Origin of the sequence: Phytopseudomonas daroniae (assembly GCF_004327285.1) — a bacterium.
GTDB classification, from domain to species: Bacteria; Pseudomonadota; Gammaproteobacteria; order Pseudomonadales; family Pseudomonadaceae; genus Aquipseudomonas; species Aquipseudomonas daroniae.
Window position 1 is genome coordinate 209,922 of the sequence record NZ_QJUI01000001.1, and the last position, 14,090, is coordinate 224,011.

The 14,090-nt window shown below is 62.0% G+C and carries 7 protein-coding genes; 4 read left to right on the forward strand and 3 right to left on the reverse strand.

Annotated elements, in window-relative coordinates; genetic code table 11:
• Nucleotides 1–2: 2 nt before the first annotated feature.
• Both waaF and glnE read right to left on the reverse strand, forming a co-directional pair.
• Entirely contained in the window at nucleotides 3–1,034 is a 1,032-nt protein-coding gene (waaF, locus tag DNK06_RS00930; RefSeq protein WP_131178173.1) for a lipopolysaccharide heptosyltransferase II, read from the reverse strand.
• Between the two features lie 48 nt (nucleotides 1,035–1,082).
• Nucleotides 1,083–4,028 carry a bifunctional [glutamate--ammonia ligase]-adenylyl-L-tyrosine phosphorylase/[glutamate--ammonia-ligase] adenylyltransferase gene (glnE, locus tag DNK06_RS00935; protein WP_131178174.1) on the reverse strand — a complete coding sequence of 982 codons (2,946 nt, stop codon included), beginning with the start codon at nucleotides 4,026–4,028 and terminating at the stop codon, nucleotides 1,083–1,085.
• A 269-nt stretch (nucleotides 4,029–4,297) separates the two neighbouring features.
• Between glnE and aceE the strand changes: the two genes are divergently transcribed.
• From aceE to msrA, 4 genes are all read left to right on the forward strand, one after another.
• Nucleotides 4,298–6,946 (forward strand): pyruvate dehydrogenase (acetyl-transferring), homodimeric type, encoded by a 2,649-nt coding sequence (gene aceE, locus DNK06_RS00940; RefSeq protein ID WP_131178175.1) that lies wholly within the window; start codon nucleotides 4,298–4,300, stop codon nucleotides 6,944–6,946.
• Nucleotides 6,947–6,957: 11 nt separating this feature from the next.
• Nucleotides 6,958–8,955, forward strand: coding sequence for a dihydrolipoyllysine-residue acetyltransferase (gene aceF / locus DNK06_RS00945; RefSeq protein WP_131178176.1), 1,998 nt, complete (start codon nucleotides 6,958–6,960; stop codon nucleotides 8,953–8,955).
• A 330-nt stretch (nucleotides 8,956–9,285) separates the two neighbouring features.
• Nucleotides 9,286–11,970, forward strand: a complete 2,685-nt coding sequence (locus DNK06_RS00950; RefSeq protein ID WP_131178177.1) for a sensor domain-containing phosphodiesterase — start codon at nucleotides 9,286–9,288, stop codon at nucleotides 11,968–11,970.
• Between the two features lie 59 nt (nucleotides 11,971–12,029).
• Nucleotides 12,030–12,677, forward strand: a complete 648-nt coding sequence (gene msrA / locus DNK06_RS00955; RefSeq protein WP_131178178.1) for a peptide-methionine (S)-S-oxide reductase MsrA — start codon at nucleotides 12,030–12,032, stop codon at nucleotides 12,675–12,677.
• Nucleotides 12,678–13,106: 429 nt separating this feature from the next.
• Here msrA and DNK06_RS00965 read toward each other — a convergent pair whose 3' ends face one another.
• A complete protein-coding gene (locus DNK06_RS00965) occupies nucleotides 13,107–13,943 on the reverse strand; it encodes a 23S rRNA (adenine(2030)-N(6))-methyltransferase RlmJ (RefSeq protein ID WP_131178179.1) in 837 nt (278 codons plus the stop codon).
• Nucleotides 13,944–14,090: the final 147 nt, after the last annotated feature.

Below are 14,090 nucleotides of genomic sequence, written 5' to 3' on the forward strand. Positions count from 1 at the left end.
CGCTACACCTCGACCGGATGGGCGACGAGCCGATCCAGCGCATCAACGGCGACGCGCGGTTCGAGCTGCACCAGGCAGTTGTAATGGCCAAAGCGGCAGGTACGGTCAAAACACGGACTGCACTCTATGCCCAGGCGGATGATTTCCACCTGTTCGGCCAGCGGCGGGGTGAACTGCGGCGACGTGGAGCCATAGACCGCCACCAATGGGCGGTTGAGCGCCGCCGCCACGTGCATCAACCCGGAATCGTTGGACACCACCGAAGCGGCGCAGGACAGCAGGTCGATGGCCTGGGCCAGGCTGGTTTCGCCACACAGGTTGACCACTTCTTCGCGCAGCCCCGGAATCAGCCGCGAACGGATATCTTCACCGACCGGATGATCCTTCTTCGAACCGAACAGCCAGACCTGCCAGCCCTCACGGATCTTGTGCTCGGCAACGCGGGCGTAATGCTCGCTCGGCCAGCGCTTGGCCTCGCCGAACTCGGCGCCGGGGCACAGGGCCAGAACCGGGCGATCCAGGGTCAGGCCGAAACTCGCCAGCGCCGCGTCACGGGTAGCCGGATCGATACTCAGCGAGGGTCGCGGATAAGGTTGCGGCAGCTCGACGCCCGGCGCATAGGCCAGCGCCATGAAGCGCTCGATCATCAGCGGGTAGCGTGCCTTGTCCAGGGTGCGAACGTCGTTGAGCAGGCCGTAGCGCATTTCGCCCTTCCAGCCGGTACGCACGGGGATACCCGCGAAGAACGGCACCAGTGCCGATTTCAACGAGTTGGGCAGCAGGATCGCCTGGTCATAACGGCCGGCCAGGGATTTGCCGATGCGCCGCCGAGTGGCCAGCTCCAGCACGCCATGGCCCAGGGGAAAGCTCAGGGCTTCGCGCACTTCGGGCATGCGTTCGAGGATCGGCCGGCTCCACTCCGGCGCCAGCACGTCGATGGCGCAATCGGGATGGCGAACTTTCAGACATTGAAACAATGTCTGCGCCATCACCATGTCGCCTACCCACGAAGGGCCGATGATCAGAATATTCATAAGCTCAGCGGTACAATGATTGAGGGGCATGGTGGTAAGCGACTGCCATCAGCTCAAGCCCAGTTCACGCCAGATACGCATCACGTTGCGTCGGTGCTCGTGGAACTGGTCGCCACCCACTACCCCAGGCTGCTTCTGCAACGCCTGTCGGTGGGCTGCAGAGCGGTAGGTTTTGTAAGCGTCCTGGAGCAGGGTCGCCTCGCCATCACGTAGCAGACCGAGCCGATCCAGGCCTTCCAGAATGCGGATATTATCGGTGAACTCGAGCAGTACCGGGTGCTGCTTCGACCACGCCAGGGCCGCGTATTGCACCATAAATTCGATATCGACGATACCTCCGGCGTCCTGCTTGAGGTCGAAGGCCGCGGCGGCGTCGAAGGCATTCTCCGCGGTGCCGGCAGCGGTGGTGCGGGTGCCAAGATTGTCACGCATCTTCGCGCGCATCTCGCTGACTTCGGCCTGCAACTTGGCCTGATCGCGCTCGCGGGCGAGGACGGCCGTACGCACTTCGGCGAATGCCGCGGCCACCCGCTGACAGCCGACCAGCACCCGGGCACGCACCAGCGCCTGATGCTCCCAGGTCCAGGCTTCGCTTTCCTGATAACGGCGGAAGGCACCCAGAGAACTGACCAGCAATCCGGCCGCCCCGGAAGGCCGCAGGCGCATATCGACCTCGTAAAGCTGGCCGGAGTTGGTCTGTGCCGTCAGCAGGTGGATGATGCGCTGACCCAGCCGAGTGAAGAACTGCGCACCGTCGATGGGCTTGGCGCCATCGGTCTCGGCCTGGGGATCGCCGTCATGAATGAACACCAGATCCAGATCGGAGCCATGGCCCAGCTCGATACCACCGACCTTTCCGTAGCCGACGATGATGAAGTCCGGCGCGCACAAACTGCCGTCTAGCCGCTGCGGTGTGCCATGACGGGCGACCATCTGCCGCCAGGCCAGCGCCAGCACCTGGTCGAGAATGGCCTCGGCCAGCCAGGTCAGGTAATCGCTGACTTTCATCAGCGGCAACGTGCCAGTGATTTCCGAAGCCGCCACGCGCAGGCCGTGAGCCAGTTTGAAATGGCGCAGGGCTTCCATCTGCTGTTCCAGATCCTCTTCGGGGATGCGCGTCAGCCGCTCCTGCAGCTCGGCAGCCAGCTCCGGTGCCTGAGGCGGGCTGAACAGGCGTCCTTCGTTGAGCAGTTCGTCGAGCAGCAGCGGAAAGCGCGTGATCTGCTCGGCGATCCACGGGCTGGCCGCACACAGGGTCAGCAGGCGCAGTAACGCATTGGGGTTTTCCGTGAGCAGCACCAGGTAGGCGGAGCGCCGGGCTACCGCTTCGATCAGCGGCAAGACCCGCTCCAGCACCAGATCCGGCTTTTCCTGCTCCACCGTGGCGGCCAGCAGCCGCGGGATGAAGGCATCCAGGCGCTCGCGACCGATGCGCTGCATCGCCCGTACCTGATTGCCGTTGCGCAGCCCCACCAGGCGTTGCCAGGCGGCCTGGGCATCGGCGAACCCGGCTTCGGCCAATTGCCGGCAGGCCGCTTCTTCGTCCCGATCGTCGTTCCACAGCGGCAGCCAGGCGGCGCCGACCATGGGCTCTTCGCCAATGTCCTGATCTTCGTCCGGGTCGGCGATGACCTGGCGGAAGTGCCAGTCGACGCGACCACGCCACTGCATCAACTGCGCATGGAAAGCTTCCCAGTCGTCGAAGCCGAGCATGAAGGCCACCCGTGCACGATCTTCGTCGTTGTCCGGCAGCATCTGCGTCTGCCGGTCATCGATGGCCTGCAGGGCATGCTCGGTATAACGCAGGAAGGCATAACCGGCGAGCAGTTCGTCGACTGCCTGCGCTGGCAGATAACCCTGCCCCTTGAGAGTATCGAGCACCTTGAGCAGCGAACGCTGCTGCAGGCTGAGATCGCGACCGCCGTGGATCAGTTGGAAGGCCTGGGCGATGAACTCCACTTCACGGATGCCACCAGAGCCGAGCTTGATGTTTTCGGCCATGCCCTTGCGCCGGACTTCCTGCTGAATCAGCTGCTTCATGGTGCGCAGCGCGTCGATGGCGGAAAAATCCAGATAACGGCGATAGACGAACGGGCGCAACATCTCCAGCAATTGCGCGCCGGCCTCCTGGTCACCGCCGACCACCCGCGCCTTGATCATCGCATAGCGCTCCCAGTCGCGACCCTGATCCTGGTAGTACTGCTCCAGCGCGTTGAAACTGAACACCAGCGCACCGGAAGAACCATAGGGGCGCAGGCGCATGTCGGTGCGGAACACGAAGCCGTCGACGGTGATGGCGTCCAGCGCCTTGATCAGCTTCTGGCCCAGGCGGATGAAGAACTCCTGGTTATCCAGCGGCCGCTTGACCCCCTGGGTTTCGCCGCCTTCCGGATAGCCGAAGATCAGATCGATATCCGACGACAGGTTCAGCTCATGGGCACCAAGCTTGCCCATGCCGAGGATGACCATATGCTGCGGCTCGCCAGTGCGGTGCCCGACCGGCGTGCCGAACTGCTCACAGTGCTTGGGATAGAGCCATTGATAGGCCAGATCGATGCAGGCATCGGCCAGGTCGGATAAATCGCGGCACGTCTCCACCAGATCCGCCTGACGACTGATATCGCGCCAGATGATGCGCAGCTGCTGGCGATTGCGAAAGCGCCGCAGACTGCGCGCCAAGGCATTCTCGTCAGCACATTCGCTCAACTGTCTTGCAAGCTGCCCGCGCAACTCACCGGCTGCCAGGCGGCGTTCCAGCTCGCCACTGTCGGCCAGGTCGAGCAGCATTTTCGGGTCGCGTAGCCCCTGCTGCGTCACGAAGTCGCTCGCGGCCGTCACCCGTTGCAAATGCTCCTTGCGCAGCGGCGGCCAGGCAGCGAAGCCGGTGGCGGCCTGGGGAGACAATTCACTGAAGGTCTGAGTCAGCGACTGCTCGGCGCGCTGGGCCAGCGGCATGAGGATGGCAGGCAAAGAGACGAGCGCGGGCAAGCTCATGGTCTATCCTTTTCGGCGGGCTACTGAGCCTGTTGGAAAACCGGCGAAGCCCTGCGAAGGCTCGCCGCGTATGGCTCACGCCTGATTTGATTGTAGTTTTGCTGCTAATGAATCAATCGTAAGAGCTGAAATCGCCAGCGAAATGTAGTAAAACTACACGAAGCCGGATCTACCCAACCGGTATATCCAAGAATTAATGTGCCCGCTCAAAAAGCCGGCCACGCATCCTGGCTTCCGATTCTGGAAGCCTTTCCGCTCTGGAGCAAGCCATGCAAGACCTCGATCCAATCGAAACCCAGGAATGGCTGGACGCGCTGGAATCCGTCCTCGACAAGGAAGGCGAAGACCGTGCCCACTATCTGATGACGCGCCTGGGTGAGTTGGCCACTCGTAGCGGCACGCAGTTGCCCTATTCGATCACCACACCCTATCGCAACACCATCCCGGTAACCCGCGAAGCGCGCATGCCGGGCGACCTGTTCATGGAACGCCGCATCCGCTCGATCGTTCGCTGGAACGCCCTGGCCATGGTGATGCGCGCCAACATGCAGGATCCGGATCTGGGTGGCCACATCTCCACCTTCGCCTCCAGTGCGACCCTCTACGACATCGGCTTCAACTACTTCTTCCAGGCTCCGACCGATGAGCATGGCGGCGACCTGATCTACTATCAGGGCCACGCCTCTCCCGGCATCTACGCACGCGCCTTCCTGGAAGGCCGCCTGAGCGAAGAGCAGATGCTCAAGTTCCGTCAGGAAGTGGACGGTGGCGGCCTGTCGTCCTACCCGCACCCGCATCTGATGCCGGACTTCTGGCAGTTCCCCACCGTTTCCATGGGCTTGGGCCCGATCACCGCGATCTACCAGGCACGCTTCATGAAGTACCTGGAAAACCGCGGTTTCATCCCGGCCGGCAAGCAGAAGGTCTGGTGCTTCATCGGCGACGGCGAGTGCGACGAGCCGGAAACCCTGGGCGCCATCTCCCTGGCCGGCCGCGAAAACCTCGACAACCTGATCTTCGTCATCAACTGCAACCTGCAGCGCCTCGACGGCCCAGTGCGTGGTAACAGCAAGATCATCCAGGAACTGGAAGGCAACTTCCGCGGTGCCAACTGGAACGTCAACAAGGTCATCTGGGGCCGCATGTGGGATCCGCTGTTCGCCCAGGACGAAGACGGCCGCATGCAGCGTCGCATGGATCAGGCCATCGACGGCGAGTACCAGAACTACAAGGCCAAGGACGGCGCCTACGTGCGCCAGCACTTCTTCGGTGCCGACCCGGAGCTGCTCAAGCGCGTCGAGAAGCTCTCCGACGAGGAGATCTTCAATCTCAACCGCGGCGGCCACGACCCCTACAAGGTCTATGCGGCCTACCATCAGGCGGTCAACCACAAGGGTCAGCCGACCGTCATCCTGGCCAAGACCATCAAGGGCTATGGCACCGGTGCCGGCGAAGCGAAGAACACCGCGCACAACACCAAGAAGGTCGATATCGAGTCGCTGAAGAAATTCCGCGATCGCTTCGACATCCCGCTGAACGATTCGCAGTTGGAAGAACTGCCGTTCTACCGTCCGGCCGAAGACAGCGCGGAAATGAAGTACCTGCGCAAGTGCCGCGAGAAGCTCGGTGGCCACCTGCCGCAGCGCAACCGCGGCACCATCAGCATCCCGACCCCGCCGCTGGACACCCTCAAGGCTGTTCTGGACGGCTCCGGCGACCGCGAAATTTCCACCACCATGGCGTTCGGCCGCATCCTTGCGTCGCTGGTCAAGGACAAGGAGCTGGGCAAGCGTATCGTCCCGATCCTCGCTGACGAAGCCCGTACCTTCGGTATGGAAGGCATGTTTCGCCAGTTGGGTATCTACTCGCCTGTCGGCCAGCTGTACGAGCCGGTCGACCGCGACCAGGTGATGTACTACCGCGAAGAGAAGGACGGCCAGATCCTCCAGGAAGGCCTCAACGAGGCCGGTGCGTTCTCCTCCTTCATCGCTGCCGGTACCGCCTACAGCAACTACAACACACCGATGCTGCCGGTCTACATCTTCTACTCGATGTTCGGCTTCCAGCGTATCGGTGACCTGGCCTGGGCAGCTGGCGACGGCCAGACCCGCGGCTTCCTACTGGGCGGCACTTCCGGCCGCACCACGCTGAACGGTGAAGGCCTGCAGCACGAGGACGGCCACAGCCACATCCTCGCCAGCACCATCCCCAACGTGCGCAGCTACGATCCAACCTATGCCTACGAGCTGGCGGTGATCGTGCGCGAAGGCACGCACCGGATGATGACCCTGCAGGAAAACGTTTATTACTACATCACCGTGATGAACGAGAACTACCAGCAGCCCGCCATGCCGGAAGGTGTCGAAGAAGGCATCATCAAGGGCATGTACCTGCTCGAAGAGGACAAGAAGGAAGCCGCCCACCACGTGCAACTGCTGGGCTGCGGCACCATCCTCAACGAAGTTCGCGAAGCGGCGAAGATCCTGCGCAACGATTACAACATCGGCGCCGACGTATGGAGCGTCACCAGCTTCAACGAACTGCGCCGTGACGGCCTGGCCGTGGAACGCAGCAACCGCCTGCACCCGGGCGACGAGCCCAAGCAGAGCTATGTCGAACAGTGCCTGAACGGCCGCAAAGGCCCGGTTGTGGCGAGCACCGACTACATGAAGCTGTTCGCCGAGCAGATTCGTCAGTGGGTACCGGTCAAGGAATACAAGGTGCTGGGCACCGACGGTTACGGCCGCAGCGACAGCCGCCGCAAACTGCGCGATTTCTTCGAAGTGGATCGCCGCTGGGTCGTCCTGGCTGCGCTCGAAGCGCTGGCCGATCGTGGTGAGATCGAACGTAAAGTCGTGGCCGAGGCCATCGTCAAGTTCGGTATCGATCCCGAAAAACGTAACCCTCTGGACTGCTAAGGAGACGCATTGTGAGTGAATTGATTCGCGTACCCGACATCGGCGGTGGTGAGGGTGAAGTCATCGAGTTGTTCGTCAAGGTTGGCGACCGCATCGAGGCAGATCAAAGCCTGCTGACCCTCGAGTCGGACAAGGCCAGCATGGAGATTCCGGCCCCCAAAGCCGGCGTCGTCAAGAGCCTGAAAGTCAAGCTGGGCGATAACCTGAAAGAAGGCGACGAACTGCTCGAACTGGACGTGGAAGGCGATGCCGAGGCCGCTCCGGCCAAGCAAGAGCAGGCGCCTGCCCAGGCAGAACCTGCCGCTGCAGCGCAGCAAGCCGCCGAGCCACAGGCTCAGTCGGCGGGCAGTGCCGAGCCTCAGGAAGTCAAGGTGCCGGACATCGGTTCCAGCGCCAAGGCCAGCGTGATCGAAGTGTCGGTCAAGCCGGGCGACACCATTGAGGCCGATCAATCGCTGATCACCCTCGAGTCCGACAAGGCCAGCATGGAAATCCCCTCGCCCGCCGCAGGCGTGGTGGAGAGCGTGTCGATCAAGGTTGGTGACGAAGTCGGTACCGGCGACCTGATCCTGATACTCAAAGGCGCTGCTGGCGCACAGCCGAAGCAGGCTGCCAGCGCTCCGGCTGCCGCACCAAGTGCTGCTGCCCCTGCCGAAGCCGCCGCTCCTGCGGCAGTCGAAGAAGAGCCGGCAGGCGAAAGCAGTGAAGAAGTGCGTATTCCGGATATTGGCGAAGACGCTGCTGGCGTGATCGAAGTGCTGGTCAAGGTTGGCGACAGCGTCGAAACCGAACAGTCGCTGATCGTGCTGGAATCGGCCAAGGCCAGCATGGAGATCCCGGCCCCCAAGGCCGGGGTTATCGAGAGCATCGCCATCAAGGTCGGTGATCAGGCCAAGACCGGCGACCTGATCCTGGTGCTGAAAGTCCAGGGCAAGGCAGCCGCCAAACCCGCGGCCGCCGCTCAGGCTCCAGCTGCCGCCCCGGAACAGACCAAAGCGGCCAACGTCCAGGGTTCGGTACCCGCCAAGGCCGCACCGCAGGCCGCACCGCAGGCCGCTCCAGCGGCCACGCCAAGCCGAGACGGCAGCAAAGTGCACGCCGGCCCGGCCGTGCGCCAGCTGGCCCGCGAATTCGGCGTCGAGCTGAGCGCCGTGGCAGGTACCGGCCCGAAAGGTCGCATCCTCAAGGAAGACGTGCAGGTCTACGTCAAGGCCGAGCTGCAGAAGGCCAAATCGGCTCCTGCCGCAGCAGCGGCTGGCGCTACCGGCGGTGCAGGCATTCCGCCGATCCCGACCATCGATTTCAGCAAGTTCGGTGAAATCGAAGAAGTGCCGATGACCCGCCTGATGCAGGTCGGTGCTGCCAACCTGCACCGCAGCTGGCTGAACGTGCCGCACGTGACGCAGTTCGACTCGGCAGACATCACCGAGCTGGAAGCTTTCCGCGTCGCCCAGAAGGCCGTCGCCGAGAAAGCCGGCGTCAAGCTGACCGTTCTGCCGCTGTTGCTCAAGGCCTGCGCTTACCTGCTCAAGGAACTGCCGGACTTCAACAGTTCGTTGGCTCCGAGCGGCAAGGCCGTGATCCGCAAGAAATACGTGCACATCGGCTTCGCCGTCGATACTCCGGATGGCCTGCTGGTGCCGGTGATCAAGAACGTCGACCAGAAGAGCCTGCTGCAACTGGCTGCCGAAGCCGCCGCACTGGCGGAAAAAGCGCGCAACAAGAAGCTCTCGGCTGACGACATGCAGGGCGCCTGCTTCACCATCTCCAGCCTCGGTCACATTGGCGGCACCGGCTTCACGCCGATCGTCAACGCACCGGAAGTGGCGATCCTCGGTGTCAGCAAGGCAACCATCCAGCCGGTATGGGATGGCAAAGCCTTCCAGCCCAAGCTGATGCTGCCGCTGTCGCTGTCCTACGATCACCGCGTGATCAATGGTGCAGCCGCCGCACGCTTCACCAAGCGCCTGGGCGATGTACTGACCGATATCCGCACCATGCTGCTGTAAACGAACCATTTTCGAGCGCCACGCTCGTACCCTCGACCCCGCCCGATCAGGCGGGGTTTTTTTTGCCTGTTTTCACGGTAACCGCCGCGTTCGAAGACGCCAGAACAAGCTTGATAGTCATCAAAATAAAATAATTATTTATTTAAAATCAGCACGTTAAAAGAAAGACATCACAATGCCACTAGATTTCTTGTCAGCCGTCACACCATGGTGCAACCTAGGCGCCATTACCGCCTCACAGCGGCCAGGGAGATGCGGCAACACCCCTCGTTAGCGCTATAGTGAAAAGGCCAGGCGTTGCCTGCGCCAGCAGATGGATACAGCCATTCGATGAAAAGCCATCCCGATACCGCGAGCCGTGTAACGGCCGAGGTCGTGACGCAACTGCCCGTGCCTTCTCGGCTCGGCATGATGCGTTTCGAGCGGATGAACGAAGCGAACTGGCTTCTGCTGTTTCTCGACGCGTCCTGCGAAAAGCAGTTCGGGATTTCTGCCAGTGATCTCTGCACGCTGGTGGAAACCCCCTACGCCAGCCTGATGGAGCCGGAAACGCGCTACCGCCTGCACGATGCCATTCAGCAACAATTGTCGGAAAGTGCTCACTACCTGGTGCGCTACACCCTGCATACACCTCAAGGCCCGCTGAGGTTGATGGAGCTCGGCGAGCCGTTCAGGCAGCGCGGACGACATCTGCTGCGCGGCTACCTGATGATCATCGGCGACGACAACGCGGATCTCTCCACGGCTGAGCCACCAGCGCCTACCGAGGCTCTGGACTCGCTGGAGCACTTCCAGCGAAGCCAGGCTGAGCTACAGCAGCATCAATTGCGTTCTCTCGCCCAGCAACAACTCATCGTGCGCCTGGCCAGCCAACGCTATCAGGGCAGCGACCCGACACGTGAAGCGGCCGAGCTGATCACCCGTAGCGCCTGTGAGATCTACAGGGTCGCCCGAGCCGGCATCTGGCATATCAATGGCGATACCCTCGATCCCGTGGCACTTTACCTGCTGGATCAGAATCACTACGAAATACCGTTGCCGATCGATGGGCGTCGTTATCCGAACTACCTTCGCGCCCTGAAGGAAAGTCGCTCGCTGAATGCTCATGACGCCGAAAACGATCCGCGCACCAGTGAGCTGCGCGATGACTATCTGCGCCCCGAAGCGATCACCGCCATACTCGATGCCAGTATCCGTGTCGGCGGTGAACTGGTCGCCGTGCTCTGCCTGGAACATACCGGCGGGCCACGTATCTGGCAGGCGGACGAAATAGCTTTCGCCGGCGAGCTGGCGGATCAATATGCCAACGTGCTGAGCAATCAGGAGCGGCGCAACACCACCAGTGCCCTGTACCTGTTCCAGCGCGCCGTAGAGCAGAGCGCCAGCGCCTTCATCCTGCTCAATCGCGACGGCATGGTGGAGTACGTCAACCCGAGTTTCACAGCAATTACCCAGTACAGCGCCGACGAGGTGCAGGGCCGTCAGCTTGCCGAGCTGCCAGCCCTGGAAAATCTCAGTGATCTGCTATTCGACAGCACCTCCGGGCTGGCCGAACAGAACAGCTGGCAGGGCGAGTTCAAGAGCCGGCGCAAGAACCTGGAACCCTACTGGGGGCAGTTCTCGATTTCCAAGGTGCATGCGGACGACGGCACCCTGACCCATTACATCGGCATCTACGAAGACATCACCGTAACCAAGCAGTCCCAACAACGCATCGAGCGCCTGGCCTACAGCGATAACCTCACGGGTCTGGGTAACCGCTACGCCTTCATCCGCGCCCTGGAAAAACGCTTCGCCAGCAGCGGCAGCTCTCCGGTCAGCCTGCTGCTGGTCGACATCGATAACTTCAAGCGCATCAACGACACCCTCGGCCACCAGACCGGCGACAAGTTGCTGGTAAGCCTGGCCAAACGCCTGCGCAACAGCTTCGGCGGCGAAGGCACCCTGGCGCGCTTCGCCAGCAACGAATTCGCCATCCTGCTCGACAACTGCCAAAGCGAGCGGGGTCAGCTCATCGCTCAGCAGGTGCTGGAAACCCTGGACAAACCGTTGTTCGTCGATAACCAGTTGATCAACCTCACGGGATCCGTAGGCCTGGCCTGTTCGCCCGAACACGGCGAGGATCCACAGACGCTGATGAAACATGCCGGCCTGGCGTTGCACAAAGCCAAGGCCAACGGCAAGCATCAGTTGCAGGTGTTCACCGACGTTCTCAATGCCGAAGCCAACTACAAGCTGTTCGTGGAAAACAACCTGCGCCGCGCCCTGACGCAGAACGAACTGGAAGTGTTCTATCAGCCCAAGCTTTGCCTGAAAACCGGGCAGTTGCTGGGCGTGGAAGCCTTGCTGCGCTGGCAACACCCGGAAAAAGGCATGATCCGCCCGGATCAGTTCATCAGCGTGGCCGAAGAAACCGGCTTGATCATTCCCATCGGCAAATGGGTGGTGCGCCAGGCCTGCCGCATGAGCAAGCAGCTCACCGCCGTGGGGCTGGGCAACCTGCAGGTGGCGATCAACCTGTCGCCCAAGCAGTTCAGCGACCCGGATCTGGTCGGTTCGATCGCCGCCATCCTCGACGAGGAGCAATTGCCGCCACAGATGCTCGAACTGGAGCTCACCGAAGGCCTGCTGCTGGAAGCCACCGAAGACACCCGCAGCCAGCTAAGCCGTTTGAAACAACTGGGCCTGACTCTGGCCATGGACGACTTCGGCACCGGCTACTCGTCGCTCAGCTACCTGAAGAAATTCCCGATCGACGTGATCAAGATCGACCGCAGCTTCATCAAGGACATTCCGGAAAATCAGGACGACATGGAAATCACCTCAGCGGTGATCGCCATGGCTCACAACCTCAAGCTCAAAGTGGTCGCCGAAGGTATCGAAACCCCGGCCCAGTTGAACTTCCTGCGCCGTCAGCACTGCGATATCGGCCAGGGCTACCTGTTCGACCGCCCCATAGCGGGACGCGATCTGGTAGAAAGCCTGAAGCGCTACCCGCGGCGCCCCACACGCTGAACGGCACGTCCAGCAGACGCCGCGGTCTACCCCAAACAACGATTCGGAGAACATGCCCCATGGTCTTACGCTCGCAAATTCTCGCTCACAAACTCGAACTGCCCAGTGCCGAACAGGCTTTGCCTGGTCGCGATACGCCGATTTCGGTGCCCGAAGCCCATTACATCAACGGCAACCCGCTGCAGGGCCCATTCCCCGCGGGCCTGCAGACCGCGCTGTTCGGGCTGGGTTGTTTCTGGGGCGCCGAGCGCCGCTTCTGGCAGCAGCCTGGTGTGTGGACGACCGCCGTGGGCTATGCCGGTGGTCACACACCCAACCCGACCTACGAGGAAACCTGCTCAGGCCTGACGGGCCATGCCGAGGTGGTGCTGGTCGTGTTCGACCCGCAACAAACCAGCTATGAAGAGCTGCTCAAGGTGTTCTGGGAAGTGCACAACCCGACTCAGGGTATGCGTCAGGGCAACGACATCGGCAGCCAGTACCGCTCGGCCATCTACTGCACGGATGAACAGCAGCTCGAGATTGCCCGCCGTAGTCAGGCGCAGTTCCAGAACGAACTGGAGAAATCCGGCTTTGGCGAGATCACCACGGAAATCGCCCCGGCACCGCCCTTCTATTACGCCGAGGCCTACCACCAGCAGTACCTGGCGAAGAATCCGGAAGGCTATTGCGGCCTGGGCGGAACCGGAGTGTGCCTGCCAGCCTGAGCACCGCAGTAGTCCTATACGGCCGGTCATCACAACACAGGCTCCGATGGAAAGGACACGCCCCATGCGCCCAAGGAAGAAACGCTGATCATCGACCTGGCACGGGAACCGGCGCTGAGCATCGCCAGCAGCTTGCGTGCTTCGCAACTGCCACCGCAAGCCCGCGAATACCTGAACCCGCGCCAACAGCTGAGCTATTACGTCGACTCTCGACGGCGTTAGAAAGTCCCGAGATTTACGTCTGATCGTGGCAGTGATAAGGCGAAAGCGGACATTCGATTTGGTGGGCTTCATGACGTAGGGTGGACGACGCTTCACCTGCGCGGCCCGATCCGTCCACCAACCTAGCGATCGCAATGGTGGATGAAAAGAGCGTCATCCACCCTACGTCTGCTTACGCCTTGAAGCCGTCGGCCAGCCGGGTAGCCCCTACTCCGCGATCAGCCAGTCCAGGCGGAAGCTGCCCTGGCTCTGAGCAAGGCGCTCGGTCAACCAGGGCAGTAGCGCACGTAGTTCGTCTTCCAGCCCCCAAGGTGGATTGCTGATCAGCAGGCCGGAGCCGTTGAGGCGCTGCGCCTCGTCGGCCGGGTGCACGAACAGTTCGACACGCAGCAGCTTGGGTGCCGTGCTCTTTTCCATATCGCGGTAGAAACGCTTGAGCTGACGCTCGTCCTTGATCGGATACCAGATCGCGACCACGGTCTGGCGCATGCGTCCGATGGCCTCATTAAGCGCTGTCACGCAGCGTTCGAGTTCGTCGGCCTTTTCGAAGGGCGGATCGATCAGCAATACCGCGCGCTTCTCGCGGCTCGGCAGCAGGGCTCGTGGCACGTGCCAGCCCTCGCCCAGGTGCACGGCAACGCGGCGGTCGCCTGCCATGTTCTCCTTGAGCAGGCGACCGTCCTCGGGATGTTTTTCGTTCAGGTGCAGGCGATCCTGCTCACGGGTCTGCAAGCGCGCCAGCTCCGGCGAACCGGGATAATGACGCAGGACGCCATCGGGGTTCATCGTGCGGATCACTTCCAGGTAATCGAGCAGTGGATCCGGCACATCCGTGGCCTCCCACAGGCGGCCTATCCCTTCACGCCATTCGCCAGTGCGACTGGCCTGATCCCCCGCAAGGTCGTACAGACCAACGCCAGCATGGCTATCGAGGTAGGCATAGGGCGCCTCCTTGCGCGCCAGCAGGGCGAACAGACGGCACAGCACCAGGTGTTTCAACACATCGGCATGGTTGCCGGCATGGAAGGCGTGGCGGTAATTCATCATCGACTCCTGAGCAGGGGGCGAATTGTAGCCGTCCTGCGCCCGCGGTGCAGCGCCTGGCATGGATTGGCCGGGCAGCGTCCGGCTTGTTCCTCGGCATCACGGCTGTCGATGATGCTGGCGGCGTACGCGCAGCTCCCTAGACTG